Below are 21,131 nucleotides of genomic sequence, written 5' to 3'. Positions count from 1 at the left end.
ATGTGTATGACCCAGACGATGAAATTGGACGTGAATGCCGGGAAGCAAACCAATGAGTAAGTACGCACCGCGTGTCGAGAAGATGGATATCAGCGGGATCAGGGAAGTGTTCGAAGGCGCAAGCGAGGACGACATTAACCTCGGTATCGGACAACCCGATTTCCCCACTCCGGAGCATATTCGAGACGCCGCGCTATCCGCAGTCGAAGACGGAGTTGTCGATTCGTACACAGGCAACAAAGGGATACTTGGCCTCCGGGAGGGCATCAGCGAGAAATACGAACGGGACAGCGGACTCTCGGTTGATCCCGACAACATCATCGCAACGTCCGGTGCCAGCGAGGCCCTCCACATCGCCATCGAAGCCCACGTTAGGAACGGTGGCGAAGTAATCATCCCTGACCCGGGATTCGTCGCGTACGAGCAGCTCGCGGTGCTTGCAGGAGGGACGCCCAAACCGGTCGAACTGCGAGACGACTTAACCCTCGACCCAGCGACGGTCGAAGACGCAATCACCGAGGACACCGACCTGTTTATCGTCAATAGTCCAGCGAATCCAACCGGTGCAGTACAGACAGAGTCGGACATGCGTGAGTTTGCGCGCATCGCCGACGAATACGACGTTGTGTGTCTCTTAGACGAAGTCTACGAACACATCGTGTTCGAGGGAGAACACCGCTCACCGATGGAGTTCGCAACGACCGATAACGTCGTGCAAGTGAACGCGTGCTCGAAGTCGTACTCGATGACAGGATGGCGACTCGGATGGGTCACTGCGAGCGATGATCGAATAGAGCGGATGTTACGCGTCCACCAGTACGTTCAGGCGTGTGCAAGCGCGCCGGCTCAATACGCCGCCGAGGCCGCTCTGAAAGGACCACAGGAACCCGTCGAGGAGATGGTCTCTGCGTTCGAGACCCGTCGAGACGTTCTTCTGGATGGGCTAGATGATATCGGCCTGGAAACGCCTCGACCGGAAGGAGCGTTCTATGCGATGCCAAGCGTCCCAGAAGGGTGGGCCTCAGAAGTGCTGGATAACGGTGTGATCGTTGTCCCCGGCGATGTATTCGGAGAACGAGGTGCGGGTTACGCCCGAATTTCCTATGCAACCAACGTGGAAACGCTGAAAGAAGCACTGGAGGTTATGAAATCGGTCACACGTTCGTTCTGAGACTGCGATTTTACGATCGCATCGCGTTCGGACGCTGTCGATGCACTCAGTTTCTGTCTTGGGCGGTTTCTATCTCGGGCGTGTCGAGAAACGCCCAGACGGGTCGTTTAGAACGGAGAAAAGATGCGATAAACGACGGGATTCGCAACTCTTAGAAAAGTTTATTAAATACATTCGTGTTGTGTGAGTCTGTATGGCACGTGACACATGGGCGAGTCGCATAGGTTTCATACTAGCAGCGGTCGGAAGCGCGGTTGGACTAGGGAACATCTGGCGATTTCCCTGGATGACCGCACAGAACGGTGGCAGCGCATTTCTCGTCACGTATCTGTTTATCGTCATTGGAGTTGGGGTTCCGGGCTTACTAGCGACGCTCGTCATCGGAAGGCGGTCGAATCTGAATCCGGTTGGCGCGTTCAAATCGCTCAAAGGCTCGCGTTCCTGGGTACTCCTCGGTGGTATCTGCGTCCTCACGTCGATTGTACTGATATCGTTCTACAGCGTCGTCGGTGGATGGGTCCTCCGATACTTCATAGAGAGTTTCACGGGCGCGTATTTCGCCCAACCCGGAGCTCACTTCGAGGCGATCAACTACGGGATGAGCGCATTCCAGTATCAGGTAGTGTTCCTCATCATAACGGCACTCATCGTGATGATTGGTGTCAGAGAGGGCATCGAGACGACGACGAAGGTGATGATGCCCGGAATCGCAATTCTGCTTACCGCCATGGCAATCTGGGCGTTCCGCCAACCAAACGCAGCACAGGGATACCAGTTTTATCTCGCATTCGACGGGCAGTACCTCTCGAAGAATTTCCTCCCCGTCCTCAGTTCTGCCGCCGGACAAGCGTTATTCACCCTCTCGATTGGTGGCGGAACGATGCTTACCTACGCATCCTATATCGAGGAGGACAGATCGCTCCCATTTGACGCCTCCAGCATCGCAATCCTAAATCTCGGAATCGGTGTTCTCGCCGGCCTCGTTGTCTTCCCACTCCTCTTTTCGTACGCAGATGGGCCGACGAGTGGTGGCCCAGGTGCGCTCTTCGTCAGCATCGCCGGTGCATTCGCAAACCTGCCCGCTGGCAAGTTCCTCGGAGCGACCTTCTTCCTCGTCGTCCTCCTGGCTGCGATCACCAGTTCGATCAGTATGCTCGAAATCCCCGTCGCCTTCCTCGTCGACGAATTCGGATTTGAACGCTCGAAAGTTACTCGCGGTATGCTTCTGTTAGTGGTCGCAACGGGAGCGCCCAACGCATTCAATGCAGATGTGTTCAGTTTCGTCGCAGGTCACCTCGTGAGTCTTCTCATGACGCTCGGATTGATCGGGTTCATGTTCTACGCAGCGTGGGTACTTGGACCGGACGCTGTCGAAGAGTACCGCAAAGGTGCAGGTTCGCTTGCTCGCCCGCTCGCTGGAGTGTGGCGATATGCTATCGGATCGGTTTTCCCGATATTCCTGCTTTTCTCCTTCTATACCGATAGTCTGAGTCTCGCAGGGGTTTCGGTCAACTCGATGGAGGTCCTCGTCATCACACTTCTAACCGCAGTGCCATTTATCATATTCATCCACTGGTCAGAGCGCGAGACGCCGTCCAAGGCGATCAAAAGCACAGACTGATCTCTGTCTTCTCGCTTTTAGCTCCAGCATAGCAACAGAGAGGTGGAAGTCTCGCTAGCAGAGAGTCACTGTAGTTTGAGCTGACCGGTGATATTTTCAGTGACAAGACACCTGAATAGTATGAAGAGGCTATGAATTTATTCTAATACCCCTTATCTACCAATTGTTGGCAGGTAATTTGCTCCTGAGTCTTTATCATCATCGAACATTGTGATTAAGTCTCACAGAACTATTAAGTCATCACCTCACAATTGCAGTAGATATGGTGACCGTCAGTGGACCAGAGATTCGCGCGGCAATCAAGCCAGTTCAACATCTTGGTGCCCTTTTTAGCGCGATTTTCCTCTTTATATTTAAACTGACAGCAGTCGCTCCGATGCGAGGGGAGACACGCCCTCACACCGGACACACTCTCTGGAACTAACTCACAAGCTTCCGTCCCCAGCGGTCCTGTGGGTGCCCAGACCGGCCGTGTGGCACAGACGGCAAACTAACCACCGGTATATCGACCATCACCAATGAGCGCACAAAAGGAACTCGACCAGCACGACACCAGCAGCCCAGTCACGGCGGACGACCAGCCAATTCAGATACTCGATACAGACGGCAACGTGCGACCGAACGCAACGGTGCCCGACCTCTCAGACGAGGAGTTGATCTCGATGTACGAGGACATCAAACTCGCACGTCGGTTCGATCAACGCGCAATCAGCTTCCAGCGTCAGGGACGGCTCGCAACGTACGCACCCATGACGGGACAAGAAGGTGCACAAGTCGCAACGAGCTATGCGCTGGATGACCAAGACTGGCTGTTCCCGACGTACCGCGAACACGCGGCAAAGCACGTTCACGGCGTCGATTTGGCGTCGCTTCTGAAGCCACTTCGCGGGCTTCGAGAGGGCTATGCAGTTCCTGACGATGTCAACGTCATGCCCGAATACATCCCTATCGCAACGCAGGTGCCACAGGCGATGGGAATGGCCTGGGGACACAAGATGCAGGGGAAAACGGACCAGGCCGTTCTCTGCCATCTCGGAGATGGGGCGACCTCCGAAGGCGACTTCCACGAAGGGCTGAACTTCGCTGGTGTCTTCGATGTTCCGACGGTCTTCGTCTGCAACAACAATCAGTGGGCGATTTCCGTCCCCCGAGAGCGCCAAACGGCGAGTGAAACAATCGCACAGAAGGCGCAGGCGTACGGTATCGACGGTGTCCGCGTTGACGGTCTCGATCCGCTTGCAGTCTATCAGGTCACGAAGGAGGCCCTCAACAAGGCAAAGAGCCCGACGGGTGACGAACTCCGCCCGACGCTCATTGAGGCGGTGCAGTACCGCTACGGTGCCCATACAACTGCGGACGATCCATCAGTGTACCGTGAAGCGGATGAAGCCGACGAATGGAAGGAAAAGGACCCTGTTGACCGGTTGCAGAAATACCTGTATAACGAAGGACTCCTCGATGAAGGCATCGAAGCCGAAATCGATGATCGCATCGAAGCGAAGATCAGTGACGCAATAGCGGAGGCTGAAAGCGCAGAGGCCGATCCCAACCAGATATTCGAGCACGTGTACGACGAAATGCCCGACCGGCTTCGAGAGCAACGGGACGAACTCAATGCACTCCGCGAAAAGTACGGCGACGAGCCATTCAACGAGGTGTTAGAATGAGTTCGACGGCGGCACCAGACTCCGAGCCTCCGATTGAGAGGCTGAATCTCGTCGAAGCGATCTGTGATGGCCTCTACACCGAGATGTCCCAAAGCGACGATGTCGTCGTGATGGGCGAAGACGTGGGGAAAAACGGCGGCGTCTTCCGCGCGACGAACGGACTCTACGAGGAGTTCGGCGAAGAGCGCGTTATCGACACGCCGCTTGCGGAGGCTGGAATCGTGGGGTCCGCAATCGGTCTCGCGCTGTCCGGACTCCGCCCGGTTGCCGAGATGCAGTTCATGGGGTTCATCTATCCCGCATTCGACCAAATCGTGAGTCACGCCGCGCGACTGCGAAGCCGTAGCCACGGCCAGTACTCGGTTCCCATGGTCGTGCGGGCCCCGTACGGCGGCGGTATTCGCGCGCCCGAACACCACTCAGAATCGAAGGAGGCCTTCTTCGTCCACGAACCCGGACTGAAAGTCGTCACCCCGAGCACGCCGCACGACGCGAAGGGACTCCTCATCGCGTCGCTCCGTGATCCTGATCCGGTGATTTTCCTCGAACCGAAGCTCATCTATCGGGCGTTCAAGGAGAAGGTTCCGACGGGAAGCTACGAGGTCCCGCTCTCTGAGGCCTCAATCCGTCGAGAGGGGAGTGACATCTCGGTATACACGTGGGGTGCGATGACGCGCCCGGCACTCATCGCCGCGGATAACCTCGCGGACGAACGCGGAGTCGATGTCGAAGTCGTCGATTTGCGTACGTTGTCGCCGCTGGATACCGAGACGATTGTCGAGTCGTTCAAGAAGACCGGCCGGGCCGCGGTCGTCCACGAGGCTCCGAAGACGGGAGGACTGGGTGCAGAAATCTCTTCAACGATTCAAGAAGAGGCACTGCTCCATCAGGAAGCACCGATCAAGCGTATCACTGGATTCGACGCACCGGTGCCGCTTCACGGCGTCGAGGACTACTACCTCCCACAAGCCGTGCGGATTCAAGAAGGTATCCTCGAAACAGTCGAGTTCTAAACCGACCCCACGTCACTCAGAATCACGTTCGCAGGAAAACCCGTCAGCGCACGGTCTGCGCTAGACTCGCGGCGCGACTTCTTCACCCAGCCGTTGGATACACGTCTTCATCGCTTCCGTGCCGACTCCCGGATGGTAGGTTCGGAACACGAAGTGGATGTCGTCGCCAAGTGCCTCACGGTACTCGTTGAGTTCATCGACGACCTGATCTGGAGTACCGAAGATTGCTTGCTCTTTCAACTCCTGTTTTCGCTCTGCTGGGAGTTCATCGACGGGCTCGCCGCCGAATATCTCGGCGTATCGACGCTGGATATAGAGATAGCCGTCTTTCATCGTCTCCCACGCGTCTTCGCGCGAGTCGCCGACCCAACCGTGCTGGAGGATGTATATCTGGAACTCCCCGTCGATATCCTCTGTTTCTCGGACGTTTCGGATGTCCTCGACGCGTCGTTGCAGTCCGGTAATCGAGAGCTTCGACGGAGCACACCACGCATCAGCAGTCCGAGCAGCACGGCGCACAGCGGGTTTCGCGGCCCCACCAAGCATGATCGGAACCCCGTCTTTCGGTTTCGGAGTCACCGTCACATCAGGGGACACGTCGTGAAATTCCGCATCGTAGTCGAGGGGGCCATCCGACCACGCACCCCGGAGCAGGTTCACCTGATCGGACAAGCGTTCGACGCGCTCCTCGCGCGGAACCCCGAACTGCTCGAACTCGTTCGGATTCGAACCAATCGATAACCCGAGTGTAAGCCGCCCATCCGAAAGTAGGTCAACCGTCGCAGCATCCTCTGCGAGACGAACACCGTCGTAGAGCGGCGCTAGCGCGATGCACGTCCCGATTTCGATGTTGTCGGTGACGCTCGCTAACGCACCCAGCGCCGGCATCGTGCCCGAGAGGTAGCTATCGTCCGAGAAATGATGTTCAGAGACCCACGTGCTATCGAGACCGGCCTCGTCGATAGTCCGACCGAGTTCGAGCATCTCGTCGTGAATCTCGGTCATCGAACGGTCATCGTCCGGTCGCTGTTGACAGGTAAACAGACCAGTGCCGAGCTGCATACACGCACTGTCGTACTGTTCCCCCTTAGTCGTTCGTGAACTGGCCCCCAGTACCGCTTTCGTAGCGTAACGTCAGCCGACGGTTCAGTAGTCGATGCGCGTTATCTCCTCAACGGGCCACTGACTCAGGATTTCGACGCCGTTCTCGCGGACGACGACCATCTCCTCAACGCGGACTCCTTGGCGGTCTGCGGGTTCCATCGTTTCGACAGCCATCGTCATTCCTTCCTCGATCTCGATGGGATGGTCCGGCGAAAGACCGCGCCAGATGAGTGGCACCTCGTAGAGTTGGAGACCGAGGCCGTGTGCCCAGTGATTGGTCGTCATCTGCCAGTGGTCTGTCGCGTCGTACCAGTCGGCGTGTTCGCCCTCCATATCGGGGAAGCCTTTGCAGATTTCGTCGGTCGTCGCACCCGGCTCGATGCGTTCGAGTACGTCGTAGAGATTGTCTCGGGCCGTTTCGTATGCGTCCTTCTGTGCCTTGGTTGGTTCACCCATGGAGAACGTTCGGTAGTAACACGACCGGTAGCCGAGGTAGCCGATGTTGTAGAAGTCGGCATAGACGATATCACCGGGGCGAATCTGTCGGTCGGTCGTGTTCGCCTGATGTTTCGGCCACGTGTTCGGACCGGACGTGACGTAGCCGCCTTGGACCATCGCACCGTGCCGCCAGAGTTCCTTGCTCGCGTGACCCCAGACTTCGGACTCTTTCACACCCGGACGGGCGGTTTCCTTGATTTTCTGGAAGCCAGCTTCACAGATGGCTGCGACCTGCCGAAGACATTCGATCTCGTCTTGGGTCTTGATCTTCCGGGCATCATGCATCAGATCGACGCACTCCTTGGTACGAACATCTACGTTGTTGGTCTCGAAGGCGCTGATGAGACCCTGATTACCTACGTCGAGACCCAGTGGCTCCTTGTGGACGCCGTACTCTTCCATCGCCTCCGTGACGAGAGTGGCCATCTTTTGCTTGAGCCAGTTGCGTGCGGAGTCGCGGCCGGACGCGCGCGGGACGTTCCCGAGTCCGGGGCACGCGTAGCGGATATCGTCCAACCACGGGCAGTTAAACCGCTGATTGCTCGCGTGATCTGCGGTGTCCCAGTGGACGATATCGCCCTCCTCGGTCAAGAGGGTGTAATGGTCGGCTCCGGAGCCACCAGTCATCGCAAGCCCAGTAACGTATCGGATGTTCGGGTCGGAGACGAGAAGCATACTCCCGAGATCCGAGTCCTGTAAGCGTTCAAGTGCCTTCTCGTAGCGTTCTTCGCGGAGACGCTTGACGTCGATGCGCTCCTCCCAGTCAACGGCCTGCGTCCCACGCGTTCCTTCCATGAAACTCCGCTCGTACATACTCAGTACGATTATTTTTCCGGACGATTATCAAGATGGTCATTGGGGTCATGACTGCTGGGTGTTTGACTCCGGGAGGTGGACGGAAGCACGTATCCCTCCTGATCCCTCACATTTTAATAGACACCACGACGAGACGTATATCCATGTACAAGCACGTTGCACTGCTAGTGCGTCAGTCGGACATGTCTCACGAGGAGTTCGTCGAACACTGGCAGCATACCCACACACCGATTGCGAAGGATATCGAAGGAGTCGTCCGCTACCAGCAAGTCCTTCCGACTGAACCCGAACACGCGGAGTTCGACGGATTGGCCGAACTCTACTTCGAGACGTTAGACGAACTACACGAGGCGCTCGGAAGCGAAGGCTCGCGTGATTACGACCCGACGAAAGAAATCGCCGCGAAAGCTCGACAGGACGTTGATAACTTCCTCGACGTAGCGCGTCGCCCGCGTCTGATCGGGGAAGAGCGCATCGTTAAGGACGAAGTTGACGGCGATACCGACGGTCTCTACAAGCACTCGGCGTTCCTCGTCCGGAAAGAAGGAATGACTCACGAGGAGTTCCTCGACCACTGGCAGAACACTCACACGCCCATCGCAAAGGAGATTGAGGGTGTCGTTCGGTACTGTCAGGTGGTTCCGACAGATCCCGACAACGCCGAATTCGACGGCATCGCCGAACTCTACTTCGACGATATCGAGAAACTCTACGACGCATTGGGTAGTGAAGGCTCCCGTGACTACGAGGCGACGGGCGGTAAAGCCGCCGAGGCGCGCGAGGACGTTGACAACTTCCTCGCAATCGAAGAGCGCCCGCGGTTTATCGGCCGCGAACGGCTCGTGAAGAACACGCTTCTGAAACACGATGGCTACTGAGGTACACGAGCGGGACTACGAAAGTCAAGTTCGGGACGCGTTTCCATCGCTACGCCGGATTGAGGACGATGACCTTCGGGAAAAAGTCGTGGACGCGTGGGTTCTCGGTCTAGAACGAGGAGGTTGGCAGTCAATCCACGATATTCCATACGCATGGAATATTCACGACGTCACGAACGTCGAACACGTCCGGGGTGTCACAAAAATCGCACTCCAATCCGCCGAAGTTCAACGCGACTTCCACGGCGCAGACCCAGATATCGACGTTATCGTCGCGGCGTGCCTGCTTCACGATGTCGGGAAGTGCTACGAGTACGTGGACCACGTTGATGCCGAACTGCTTGACGGTACCGACCGCGAACACTACGCCAACGAGGAGATACCCCACTCAATCTCGGGCTACGCGCTCGCTCACGAAGTCGGCTGTCCGCTAGACGTACAAAGAGCGATTCCGCACTTCCTCGGGGAAGTTCCGACGCGAACGCTCGAAGCCGAACTCGTCAAAAGTGCGAATTCGGCCTCTTCGAACGCGATCACCGAATCTGCGATGGGAATCACGCTGAAAGAGTGGGTGGACAAGTACAGCCAAACGCAGAACTGAACCCGAATCAACCTGCGTCTCTTTTCACCGTTCGAATCGTTGCCGAGCGCCTAGAGCGGGTCCAGTCCGGCCTCATCACGGAGAACCGAGATGTAGTCGCGGAACCCGGATTCGAGGTCGTACTGCGGGTCGTAGCCCAAGTCTTCCTGCGCCTTCGTCATGTCAAGTCGTTGGGTCCACGGCAGTTCGCCATCGTCAGACACGTCGATGTCGGCGTCGGGTATGATGCCCTCGACGGTCTCGGCCGCCTCTCGGACGGTCGCAAGCTCCCCACGAACGTTGTAGATACGCTGAGAGAGTTCTTCATCGGGTGTAAACGCCGCCAGACGGAATCCCTGAGCGATATCTTCGACGTGTTGCCAGTCGATTTCTTGGTCGCCGTACTCGACCGAGAATGACTCACCAACTGCTGGCTTCTCGATGATATTCGCAAGGAACGCAGATCCACCGGTCTCACGGTACGGGCCGTACGCGACGGTCGGCCGAATCGCAACGTGACTGACATCGTACTCCTCGTGATAGACGCGGGCTTGGTGTTCGTTGTACTCCTTAGTCGCCCCGTAGAGCGTATCCGGGTAAACCAGATCATCCTCGGTAACCCACCAGTCGCCGCCGTCATCGTAGTTGTGCGGCGGCGCATAGACTGCCGCAGAAGATGCCCAGGCGACCCGTTCGACTTGGTCATCCAGCGTCCGAGCGGCCTCGAAGACGTTGCTCGTCCCTTCGATGTTTACTTGCATGGCTGCGCGAGGGTTACTCTCAGCCGTATTGGTCAAGAGTGCGGCGAGATGAACGATATGCGTCGTTCCGGTCTCAGAAACTGCGCTGACCACGTCAGTCGCATCGCTCACGTCACCGCGTCTGACTTCGACGTCGGCGGCGATACCGAGTTTCTCTAGGATACGCGTATCCGTCGAGAGGTCGTATGCGATGACGTCGTGTCCGTGTTCGAGGAACTGCTTCGAAACGTACGAACCGATGAAGCCGGTCCCACCAGTGACAAGTACTGTCGCGTTTTCCGCCATAGTACCGATGTCGGTGGAGTCCGGCAAAAGCGTTGTGCCTTCCCACAAACTGGCCGTTACTCGTGAAGGCCGCCGACTTCGGCGTAAAACGACGACTGGAGCGTTTCGGCCATATCCTGTTCGCGGTCGATTCGAACGTCCACGACCGTCGGAACATCGGCCGCTTTGGCCTCTTTGAGGCGAGCAGCCAAGTTCTCTGGTTCCGTCACGCGCATCCCCTCCGCACCGAAGCCTTCGGCCACAGCGACGAAGTCCGTATCGTGGAACTCGACGCCGGGAATCGAATCGTCCATCTGGCGGACCATCCCGAGCGAGGTGTCGTTGAGGACGACAAACGTGGGTGCCACCCCGTATTCGACTGCTGTTTCGACGCATGTCATCGTCATCGTGAAGCCGCCGTCACCGGCAACTGCGACCACGTCCTTGTCAGTCGTAATTGCCGCAGAGACACCAGCGGGACCAGCCCATCCCATGCCGCCGACACCGCCACTGCCGAAGTACGTTCGGATCGCCGGCGTCTGCAGGTAGTTGAGGAGCCAGAACCGGTTGTTCCCCGAATCTGCCGTCACAATCGTCTCTGCATCCACTATCTCGTTGATTTCTGCGACTGCACGCTGTGGGAGAATCGGACGCTGGTCTGAGTCGCAGGCGGGGGCTGTAAAGTCCGTTCGCGCTTCAGCAGCGCGGTCGAGTGCCCAGCCGTTTTGTCCACTACCTGCGCTGACGAGTGCCGAAAGCGACTGTCCGGCGTCGCCGATGAGTCCGACATCGGCGGGGTACACCCAACCGGCGTTCCGGGTTTCGATATCCGCGTGGATGATCGCTTGCTCGTCCGGGCGGATGAAACTCGCCGCCTGCCAGTTCGTGTCCATCGGATTCATCCGACAACCGACGACGAGTAACGCGTCTGCTTCGCTGACCGCTTGATTGGCACCTTCGTGTCCGAACGAACCAATAACACCAGCGGCCCGGTCGTGCGTCTCCGGAATCGTAGACTTCCCGAGATACGACGTGGTGACGACCGCGTCGTACGCCTCCGCAACTTCGAGGAGTTCGTCGTAGCACTGAGAGACGTGAACGCCGTTCCCCGCGATAATAACTGGTCGGTCAGCATCCGAGAGAATCTTCGAGGCTGTAGAAACGGTCTCCTCGGTCGGTGCCGAGTCCCAGTTTCGAGTCTGTGCCTCCGGAGACCAGAGGGGTGGTGTATCAGATTCCGGCACCTCGGCTGTGACCGCATCACCGTCTAAAATAACCGCCGTGGGACCGGGGCGGTTAGCGGTCGAATGCTTGAACGCTAACTGGACGCTCCGTATCGTTTCGTTGGCCGAACGAGGGAACCACCATTCTTTCGTGATACCGTCCAGAATCTTAGGAAGCGAAAAGCCACCATAATCTCCCCGCGCCTGTTGGTACGGGGCCAGCGTCGAGTAATCTCCTCGTTCGGATGCCTCGGTAAGCGCAACCATAGGAGATGAGCCAAGTTGAGCCTCCATCTGCCCAATCGCACCGATACTCCCAATCCACGGGCCTTGCCCCGTAAGCACTCCCGGAGATTGGTGATATCGCCCGTACATCTCGGCCATCACACTCGCCTCGCGCTCGTCACGCGGGCGTACAACTTGAATATCTGAGTCGGCGAGAGACTCGAGGAGTTCGATTGCTCGGCCGCCGGGATAACCGAACAGGTACTCGACGCCCAGATGCTCCAACACGCGAACGATTTCAGCAGTACACTTGGTCATGGGTCTGAGTGATTCTGTAGGCGCGCTAGTACGGTCGTGACGGATTCGAGGGTCACGGAAACCATACGACGACTACCCTACGTGAGTTACACCCACTCACTAGGTGTACTTCGGTTTATCGGTCCCTCACATACCCTCCTGTTTCTCGTATAGGCGAGTACAGAATCCAAGTAATTCGGATAAATATAGATTTTGAAAAATATTGAATTAGTTTGGCGATTTGTCATAGATCTACGCTGAATTTAGAGATTAGAGCGGTCAGTCAACAACAAAAATAGAAAGAGATTGCGTAGTGTATTAGGCAGATTGTATCCGAAATACTCGGACATTATGTGTAAATTCTTATGTTTATCAAGGATAGCGTTACGCAGTTAGCCTTGTAATATTTCGACAGCCACCGATGAGAAGACCAGAACCGGAGAGATATCGAATCAGACACCGAATGAATCGAAATCGAACCCCACAGAACGACGCGAATGCAGGCGCGGGAGATGTGAAATAACATCGAGAGTGGCTCGGAACCGTTTTCTCCCGGTTTCGTACTTTAAATTGTCCAAACTACTTGGATTCTAAGTTCGACCGGGTTAGCTGGGTTAGAATAGTCTCAGTTGATAGCTGTCATCAAAGAGGCCGAATCGACCGTTGAGGTAGACGATAGTGTACAACACAAACAATATCGATCAACCCGCATCGTGCCACACCGAAGGAAAGGACAATCAGATCGTACCACGAGATAGAGGAGAGAGACACGTGAGTTGGCACGACAATAAGGATCATATGAAAGTATGCCCTCATGAAGTAGGCAACAGGACGAACCATCGAACCAATGTCGTATCGTGTCTACAATCAGACATCGGACGCAGAGCCGCTAGCTGTCGTATTATCTTGTTCCATTTATACACTATTATTTATCGTGGTATTTGACAGAGTGCCCTCGACGACCTACGAAGATGGCGGCAACAGGTGACTGAAAAGAAGTAGCGAGAATTACAGCAATGCCCCCGAACAGAGCTGTCACGTGAGGTTTTGACGGCGAACGGACGTAGCCGTCGCTGCAAGACACTCGTTGAGCGGCCTGCAAGTGTCACGGTTGCTTACCCGATGACTTGTGTGTGATATAGTAACGTCTCTCTTCACTCACTTGACCGCACGACGTCGTGCAGTCGGATGAGCAATCGGGTGCAGACGCGACGATAGGTTAGAACCGGTCCATCTCGAAAATTTCGAGATCGACCTTCGAGGCCTCCTCAGTCACGAGGTCGGCTAATAGCTCTCCCATGAGACCGCTGAATTTGAATCCTTTCCCGGAGAACCCTGCGCCAACTTTCACTTGCGGACGGTCCGGCAGTGAGTCAACGATGAAATCCTGATCCGGAGTGTGAGTGACCATACAGGTCTTCAGTCGCTTCGTCGAACGCGCACCTTCCGGGAAGTACTCTCGGGCTTTGTCGTAAAGTACCGTTCTGAGCCGCTCTTTCTCCTTCTCCGTCGGTCTGGGATCGAAATCAGACGGGTCTGCAACGTCCTCTAGATTGTCTACGAGACCGAATTTGAACCCAGAGGTGCCTGCTGCCGGTGCCCCGTAGTATCCTTGGTCGCCCTCGTTGATCGAGAAGACGGGCAGTGCATCCGGTGTAAACTTCTCGGGAGACTCGGGTTGGAAGCCACCGACGATGACGCGCCACGGTGTCAGTTTCTCCGCGACCCGTTCGGGGAATACATCCTTCCATGCGCCGGCCGTTAGAACGAGTTGATCTGCCTCGTACGTCGTGAGATCGGTTTGTACGCGGACTCCGTCGTCTGTCGTGTCCCACTCGACGACCGTTTCGTGTGCGTGGGTTTCTGCGCCGTTATCGTGCGCTCCGGCGACATGTGCCTGTACGCACCTCGTCGGATGAATAAACCCGCCATCCGGCTGATGTACCGCTTCAAAGTCCGACGGCAGACGAAACCCCGGGAACTGTTCGGAGAGTTCGGCCGCCGAAAGATGTTCGTACGGGAGGTCGTACTCCTCGCAGGCGGTGATGGCCCCTTCGACAGTCTCACTCCCTTCCGGACCGGCATCAACCGTCCCCGTACGGAACAGTAGTTGTTCGCCGTACTCTTCTTCTAACGATTCCCACAAGTCGATAGAGCGCCGAACGTGGGGAACGTACTCCGGGTCCTCGTAGTTCGTGAGGCGAATGAGCCGGGAGTCACCGTGTGAGGAGCCAACCGAGTTCGGGATGCTGTACTGGTCTAATCCTAACACGTCAAGCCCACGCTGAGAGAGGTGGTACACCGCTGCACTTCCGATGCCTCCGACACCGACGACTATGACATCGTATGCTTTGTCACTACCTTCCATGTGACGGGGTAAGTATCAGGATAGTATTAATGTTTGTGTTCGCCAATCTATTTGCCGGATTATCTTGGACCACCCGTTCGCCATCCGACTCGCAATTTTTGCCCGCTATCCAGTTTTATATATACATCTTTACCAAGATATTTGTTAATGGCAAATAGCAGTCCAAGAACGCTCAGCACCGTCGAAAACACCTGCCGGGTGATCGATACGCTGGAGGAGATGGACGGTGCAACGGTAACAGAACTTGCAGACGCGTTGGGACTCTCGAAACCCGGCGTGTACAACCATCTGGCGACGCTAAAGAAGATGGAGTTCGTGGTCAAATCGGATGGAGAGTACCGCCTCAGTTTGAAGTTCCTGAACAAAGGTCGGTACGTGCTCGATACGAACCTCCTCCATATTGCGGGTGAGAACGTAACGAAGGAACTTGCCGAAGAAACAGGAGAGTTTTCGCACCTGATGACCTGCGAATTCGGTCGTGGCGTCTATTTACACAAGGTCCAAGGCGAAAAAGGGATCTCAGAAAACTTCAACAAGATGAAACGACGAACGCACGATTTCCTGCACTGGAGTTCCTCGGGTAAAGCGTATCTCGCACATCTCCCACCCGAAGAGGCGAGAACGATTGTCGAAGAGCAGGGACTGCCATCGATGAACGAAAACACGATTACCGACCAAGCGGAGTTGTTCGAGGAGTTCGAGACCATTCGCAAACAGGGATACGCCATCAACGACCAAGAGGAGATTCTCGGAACCCGCGCAATCGGTGCGCCGATTCAGAACGATAACGGACTGTACGGTGCAATAAGCATCTCCGGGCCGAAAAGTCGGTTTTCGTTCGAGAAACTCCACAACGAACTCAGCGAGAAAGTGATCGAAGCCGCGAATATTATCAGCGTGAATATATCTACGTTACAGAACCAGTAGTACAGGGATATGTTTGTAGATAACAAATCGTGTTATTATGTCACAGACACAACTAGACCAGCACATTCCATTACAAACTTAATTTTGTAATACTACGAGTGTCTCGCCGCAGATTGAATTACAGCACTATTCTCGTAACGCATTTCCAATGGTTGCAAATGTAGTTTCTAATCTAAGCATCTCAGTAATTAGTTACTAACAGATATCACTGAAAATTTCATAGCAAGAAACACCTGGATTTGCTATCCACAAATCATAGCAGAGTCAGTTTACCAACACAGCCTGTCTCACTATTTAGTGCTTTCAACAGGGACAGACCGCTACTGTATACGATTTTTCTCTCCAGAGCAACCACGGTTTGCAGGACTGAGATGGAAACCAGTGTGACGACCGCAGTTTTCGGCGACGACGGGTATCTTCCGGCATAGAGTGGGCTGTCACCGATATCGCCGGATTGCACGCTCATATATTCCGCATTCACCACCGACAAATCGACAAAGAAAGGACCATATGGACGCGTGAACCGAACATATAAGGTACACAATCAAAATGCATAAATACTATTACGATAGAGTGTGATTCGCAATGTCACAGGACGACGCAACTAGTTCCAATAGTAAACTTTCCCGACGGTGGTATCTGAGTATGCTCGGGACGGGCACAGTAACTGGATTAGCGGGCTGTGCTGGCGACGGGGGAAGTTCGACGGCATCCAGTAGTGCCAGCGAAGGCGGAGATGGAACCCATGAGTCCGATCTAAGCGGCGATGACTTACGGGGCGGTCATCTCCGCGTGGCCATCACGCCGGAGACGACGACGATTAACCCCGTGATGATGGATTCCCAGTTCCCGCAGCGGTGGGGAGTGAAACTGTTCTATTCGACGCTCACCCGGCTCGACCCCAATCTGGAAGTGTACGGGGACTTAGCGGAGGATTGGTCGTCAAACGACGCCTCCGACGAGTGGACGTTCACGCTTCGCGAGGCAACGTTCCACGATGGCGGCACTGTGACCGCGTCAGACGTGAAAGCGACCTTCGAGACGGTATACGACGACGACGTTGGGAGTCCGGGGAAGGGAACGATGGGCGCTATCGAGCGTGTCGAAGCCGTTGACGAAAAGACGGTTCGGTTCACGCTCGAAAACGCGAACTCGGACTTTCACAAGTTAGTTGCGAAAGGGTGGGGTTCGATTGTCCCCGAAGAGATTGTGACGGACCCAAAGCGTCGGCAAGCGCTCGGTTCCGAAGAACACGGGTCGGGAGCATTCACGCTCGAATCGTTCTCCCCCGGCGACAAACTGACCGGCGTTCGGTACGATGACTACTACCGGACGGGCGACGACGGCGAACCGCTCCCCTACATCGACAAAATCACGCAGATAACGATTCCAGAAAAGAGCAATCAAGTGAACGCCCTCCGAACGGGAGATGTCGATATTATCTGGCAACCCGGTTACGGACAGTGGGGAACGTTACAAGGGCTCTCAGACGCGAATACGCACCGCACTCCCGGCGGTGAAATCGCTAACTTCGTCATGGACGTGAACACCGAGCCGTGGTCCGACAAGCGAGTCAGGCAAGCCGTGATGCACGCCATCGACCGCGAAGCGATTATCGAGGGCGTTCAAGACGGACTTGGGACGGTGGGACAGGATTCGTTGCTCTCACCTGCCTACGAGTATTACGCTGATGTCGGTGCTCGAGAACAGGACCTCGAAAAAGCGAAACAGCTCCTCGCTGACGCAGGCTATCCCGACGGGATAAACCTGACCGAAGAGTTCGGCCTCACGCTGGAGACGGCCAGCATCCCACACATGGAGGGAACCGCCGTCATGATGCAAGAGCAGCTCCAACAGATCGGAATCGAATTCGACATCCAAGTGATGAGCTACGACAACTTCAGCGCCGACGTGTGGACGAAATCGCCGTTCTACGTCGGTGCATACGGGATGCGAATCAGCGGTGCTAACTTCATGAAGCTCCTCCTGCACTCGGAAGGAGCGTGGAACGACGAATCACACTGGTCGAACGAAGAGTTCGACACGGCAGTCGACAACGCCATCGCTGAAACCGACCCCGACCGGAAGCAAAAGCTCATGAAGAAAGCCCAGCAGATCGTCCGTGACGAAGGACCGTACGCGATTCCCTTCTACACGGATACGATCGGCGCCTCGAAGAAATACGTGAAAAAATACAGTCTCAATCCGCTCGCGTACCTGTTCTTCCCCGATGAATATGCACTAGGTCCAGACGCACCCACGAAGTGAGACGCACCGCCGAGTTGCCTCCGCGGAGCGATAGCTATCGGTGCCACCGCTTTTCCGGCATTCTTCGAGCGGAAGCGTCCAGACCAGTTTCAAGTCTAGATACGGTCTGCGCTCGGACATGAACAGAACCCGAGTGAGAGAGACACCTGAGAAGTGAATATGAGCCGCACAGGAGATTCGCGTACGAAGTGAGTTGTCGAAGCGGGGCTACTCCATCCACGACACCGTCTCGTCCGGCACCATCTCGTCTTGTTCTAGGTGACAGGCAATCTGGTGGGTTCGCTGTGCTGATTCGGTTGCTTCAAGCGACGGCACGTCGCGTTCACAGACATCGCCGATTTTCTGTGGACACCGAGTATGGAACGGACATCCGGATGGTGGGTCACGCGCGCTGGGGACATCGCCGTCCAAATAAATCCGGTCTGTCTCGACGGTCGGGTCCGTTGACGGAATGCTCGACAGAAGCGCTCGCGTGTACGGATGGTACGGCGGTTCGAATATCTCCTCGGTCGTCCCGATTTCCGCGATGTTTCCGAGATACATCACGGCCACCCGGTCGCTGATATATCTCACGACGCTCAGGTCGTGGCTGATGAGAAGATAGGACGTTCCGTACGCTTCCCGGAGTTCCGTGAGCAGATTCAGGATGCTCGCTTGCACGCTCACGTCGAGCGCCGAGACGGGTTCGTCGAGTACGACGAAGGACGGATTGACCGAGAAGGCGCGGGCGATGGCGACACGCTGTTTTTCACCCCCCGAAAGGTCCCGAGGGTACCGTTTCGCGTAGTCCGGTTGTAGCCCGACCTGCGTTAGAAGTTCGGCCACACGCTCGCGCTGTGCCGCATCAGACAGATCGGTAAACATCTCAAGCGGGCGCTTGATCGCCTCACCGACAGTGTGCTTCGGATTGAGGCTCGAATGCGGGTTCTGGAAGACGATCTGACACTCTGAGCGGAATTCTTTCATTGCTTGGCTATTCATCTCGCCTACGTCTGTCCCCTTATAAGACACAGAGCCGTCAGTACGGGACTGTAGATCGAGGAGAACTGACCCGAGCGTACTCTTCCCGCACCCGGACTCACCAACGACCGCTAGCGTTTCCGAGTCGTGAATGTCGAAACTCACACCATCGACGGCTTTGACCGGCGGTTCGCCACCGAGGAACCGATCAACCATCGACGGCTCGTCGAAGTGTTTTCGGACGTTCCGAACCTCGATAAGTGGCTCTTCGTTCGCGTTCGGCGAGGTGTGTCGTTCCTGCGTATCGGCTTGGATTGGGTTCGTGAGAGCATGCTCCCAGCGCCGGCACTGCGTGAGGTGGTCCGACTCACCACGGACTGCTTCCATCTGGATTGATCCGCTCCGACAGGCAGGTTCGGCGAACTCACACCGGTTTGCGAACGTGCAACCATCACTGACCGCCGTCAGATCACCAATCTGTCCGGGAATCGGCTTCAGTCGTTGATTGTCCCCTTGCGGTAGCGACGCCAGAAGTCCCTGCGTGTACGGATTCGCCGGTGATTCGAATATCTTCTCCGTCGAACCGTACTCCAGAATCTCTCCCGCATACATGATCCCGACTCGGTCCGCAATCCGTGAGATTACCCCGAGGTTGTGCGTGATGAGCAAGACGCTCGTATTCCGTTCCTCGATCAACTCGTTGATGAGGTCCAGAATTTTTGCTTGCGTCGTCACGTCGAGACCTGTCGTCGGTTCGTCCAAAATAAGCAGTTGTGGCTGGCATGCGAGTGCAATCGCCAACAGGACGCGCTGTTGCTGTCCGCCGGAGAGTTCGTGCGGATACTGCTTTGCGTTCCGCTCCGGATCGGGAATGTTCACCTCACGGAGTACGTCGTAGGTCTGTTCCATCGCCTCCGCGCGAGAGATATCCCGGTGCGTCCGGAGTACTTCCGCGATTTGGTCGCCGACCCGCATACTGGGATTCAACGACGTATTCGGGTCTTGGGGAACATGAGCGATTTCGTTCCCGCGGAGCGCCCGAAGTTCCTTCGAGGAAAGATCGAGAATCGATGCACCGTGATACTCGATGTTCCCGCTCGTTATCCGTCCGTTCTCGCCCAGATAGCGGAGAATCGACAGTGCCAACGTACTTTTGCCGCTGCCGCTCTCCCCAGCAATACCCAACGTCTCACCGGCGTTAATATGGAGAGAAACGTCGCGTACCGCTTTGACTGATACGTCCTCGGTCAGATACTCGACGCTAAGATTATCCACTGAGAGCACTGGTTCGAGAGACTGGTCTGGGAGACTCTGTCTAACAACTGCCATCGATGTATTCAGTGTACGGACCAATACTTATATGTAACCCATTATGTTTACCTGCTTATTTGTTTTATATCATACAATTTTTCCAGAGCGGAACGAGATCACCAGGAGACGAGACGGCATCCAACTGTTCCACGATTGAAAACAGTTGGACGCCCCATAAGCTATATTACACCCTAGCGTGAGACGTTGGAACGAAGCATGGCAGCCTTTACCGTATATCTAGCCAAGAGATTCGGGTACATCGGGGTGACACTCATCCTGATTTCCCTCATCGTGTTCGGCGTCACGCAGTTGTTGCCGGGAAACGCAGCGGTCATGATTCTCGGAAAACAGGCAACAAGCGAAAGCATCGCCGCGATAGAACAACAACTGGGACTCAACCGGCCGTGGTACGTCCAGTATCTTGATTGGTTGGGCGGATTCGTCACCGGAAATTGGGGAACCAGTTTCGCAAACCAGCAACCGGTAACGGCGATCATCTTCCCCCGACTGGTTCGGTCCGCCCAGCTCGCCATCGTGACCCTCACTCTCGTTACGGTGACTGCGATTCCGCTCGGCGTTCTGGCGGCGGTGAAACAAGACTCAATCTGGGACCTCCTCGCCAGCGTCGGTGGATACGTCGGCGTGAGCCTTCCCGAGTTCGTGATCGGAACGCTGTTCATCACGCTCTTCGCGGGGCCGGTGTTCCAGATCCTCCCATTCGGCGGGTATGAACCACTGAGTGCAGGAATCGTGACGTGGGCAAAGCACATGATCCTCCCGAGCGTCACGCTCTCGATCATCCTCACCGCACACGTTATGCGGTTGACCCGCTCGGAGATTGTGGAAGTGCTCCGTGAGGACTACGTTCGATCAGCGAGGCTCAAAGGGCTGAGCGAACTCAAGGTACTCACGAAGCATACGCTCAGGAACGGGCTGTTACCGACGATTACGCTGCTCGCACTGAACATCGGCTATCTTCTCGGGAGCATCGTGATCGTCGAGGAAGTCTTCACCTTCCCCGGACTCGGGCGACTCCTCGTCAGATCGATTCAAACGCGAAATCTCCCGGTCTTACAAGCGTCGGTTATGCTCATCGCAATCGTCTACACCGTTACGAACCTTGCAGCGGACATCATGTACACGTACCTCGATCCGCGGATCGAATACGGAGAGAACTAA

General features: G+C 55.9%; 15 protein-coding genes. 9 read left to right on the top strand and 6 right to left on the bottom strand.

Annotated elements, in window-relative coordinates; all coding sequences use genetic code 11:
• Window positions 1-52: 52 nt before the first annotated feature.
• The 4 genes from HBOR_RS16960 to HBOR_RS16945 all read left to right on the top strand — a co-directional run bounded on the left by HBOR_RS16960 (window position 53) and on the right by HBOR_RS16945 (window position 5,472).
• Window positions 53-1,171, top strand: a complete 1,119-nt coding sequence (locus tag HBOR_RS16960; RefSeq protein ID WP_006054578.1) for a pyridoxal phosphate-dependent aminotransferase — start codon at window positions 53-55, stop codon at window positions 1,169-1,171.
• A 193-nt stretch (window positions 1,172-1,364) separates the two neighbouring features.
• Window positions 1,365-2,792 (top strand): sodium-dependent transporter, encoded by a 1,428-nt coding sequence (locus HBOR_RS16955; protein ID WP_013440777.1) that lies wholly within the window; start codon window positions 1,365-1,367, stop codon window positions 2,790-2,792.
• A gap of 518 nt (window positions 2,793-3,310) precedes the next feature.
• Entirely contained in the window at window positions 3,311-4,459 is a 1,149-nt protein-coding gene (gene pdhA / locus HBOR_RS16950) for a pyruvate dehydrogenase (acetyl-transferring) E1 component subunit alpha (protein WP_006054580.1), read from the top strand.
• The gene (locus HBOR_RS16945; RefSeq protein WP_006054581.1) at window positions 4,456-5,472 is read left to right on the top strand and encodes an alpha-ketoacid dehydrogenase subunit beta; all 1,017 of its coding nucleotides are present in this window, start codon (window positions 4,456-4,458) and stop codon (window positions 5,470-5,472) included. The genes pdhA and HBOR_RS16945 overlap by 4 nt, the downstream gene beginning before the upstream one ends.
• Window positions 5,473-5,532: 60 nt before the next feature.
• Here HBOR_RS16945 and HBOR_RS16940 read toward each other — a convergent pair whose 3' ends face one another.
• Window positions 5,533-6,534 (bottom strand): LLM class flavin-dependent oxidoreductase, encoded by a 1,002-nt coding sequence (locus HBOR_RS16940; protein ID WP_006054582.1) that lies wholly within the window; start codon window positions 6,532-6,534, stop codon window positions 5,533-5,535.
• 84 nt (window positions 6,535-6,618) lie between these two features.
• The gene (locus HBOR_RS16935; RefSeq protein WP_006054583.1) at window positions 6,619-7,887 is read right to left on the bottom strand and encodes a M24 family metallopeptidase; all 1,269 of its coding nucleotides are present in this window, start codon (window positions 7,885-7,887) and stop codon (window positions 6,619-6,621) included.
• A gap of 146 nt (window positions 7,888-8,033) precedes the next feature.
• Here HBOR_RS16935 and HBOR_RS16930 point away from each other — a divergent pair, with 146 nt between their 5' ends.
• Entirely contained in the window at window positions 8,034-8,768 is a 735-nt protein-coding gene (locus HBOR_RS16930) for an EthD domain-containing protein (RefSeq protein WP_049890691.1), read from the top strand.
• Entirely contained in the window at window positions 8,758-9,369 is a 612-nt protein-coding gene (locus HBOR_RS16925) for an HD domain-containing protein (RefSeq protein WP_006054585.1), read from the top strand. Before HBOR_RS16930 ends, HBOR_RS16925 begins: the two co-directional genes overlap by 11 nt.
• A 50-nt stretch (window positions 9,370-9,419) precedes the next feature.
• Here the strand turns inward: HBOR_RS16925 and HBOR_RS16920 are convergent, their stop codons facing one another.
• From HBOR_RS16920 to solA, 3 genes are all read right to left on the bottom strand, one after another.
• Complete coding sequence (locus HBOR_RS16920) at window positions 9,420-10,394, bottom strand: NAD-dependent epimerase/dehydratase family protein (RefSeq protein ID WP_006054586.1); 975 nt, start codon at window positions 10,392-10,394, stop codon at window positions 9,420-9,422.
• 56 nt (window positions 10,395-10,450) lie between these two features.
• Entirely contained in the window at window positions 10,451-12,139 is a 1,689-nt protein-coding gene (locus tag HBOR_RS16915; protein ID WP_006054587.1) for a thiamine pyrophosphate-binding protein, read from the bottom strand.
• A 1,198-nt stretch (window positions 12,140-13,337) separates the two neighbouring features.
• On the bottom strand, window positions 13,338-14,486 hold the full coding sequence (gene solA / locus HBOR_RS16910) for an N-methyl-L-tryptophan oxidase (RefSeq protein ID WP_006054588.1): 1,149 nt from the start codon (window positions 14,484-14,486) through the stop codon (window positions 13,338-13,340).
• A gap of 147 nt (window positions 14,487-14,633) precedes the next feature.
• Between solA and HBOR_RS16905 the strand changes: the two genes are divergently transcribed.
• A complete protein-coding gene (locus HBOR_RS16905; protein WP_013440775.1) occupies window positions 14,634-15,413 on the top strand; it encodes an IclR family transcriptional regulator in 780 nt (259 codons plus the stop codon).
• A gap of 645 nt (window positions 15,414-16,058) precedes the next feature.
• On the top strand, window positions 16,059-17,681 hold the full coding sequence (locus HBOR_RS16900; RefSeq protein ID WP_013440774.1) for an ABC transporter substrate-binding protein: 1,623 nt from the start codon (window positions 16,059-16,061) through the stop codon (window positions 17,679-17,681).
• Window positions 17,682-17,888: 207 nt separating this feature from the next.
• On the opposite strand, the gene HBOR_RS16895 is transcribed toward HBOR_RS16900, so the two are convergent.
• Window positions 17,889-19,970 carry a dipeptide ABC transporter ATP-binding protein gene (locus HBOR_RS16895; protein ID WP_006054591.1) on the bottom strand — a complete coding sequence of 694 codons (2,082 nt, stop codon included), beginning with the start codon at window positions 19,968-19,970 and terminating at the stop codon, window positions 17,889-17,891.
• A 198-nt stretch (window positions 19,971-20,168) separates the two neighbouring features.
• Between HBOR_RS16895 and HBOR_RS16890 the strand changes: the two genes are divergently transcribed.
• Window positions 20,169-21,131, top strand: a complete 963-nt coding sequence (locus HBOR_RS16890; RefSeq protein ID WP_013440773.1) for an ABC transporter permease — start codon at window positions 20,169-20,171, stop codon at window positions 21,129-21,131.

The sequence above is a fragment of the Halogeometricum borinquense DSM 11551 genome, from assembly GCF_000172995.2.
GTDB lineage: Archaea > Halobacteriota > Halobacteria > Halobacteriales > Haloferacaceae > Halogeometricum > Halogeometricum borinquense.
Note: the sequence above shows the minus strand (reverse complement) of the source record. Positions and strands in the feature narration are given on the sequence as shown.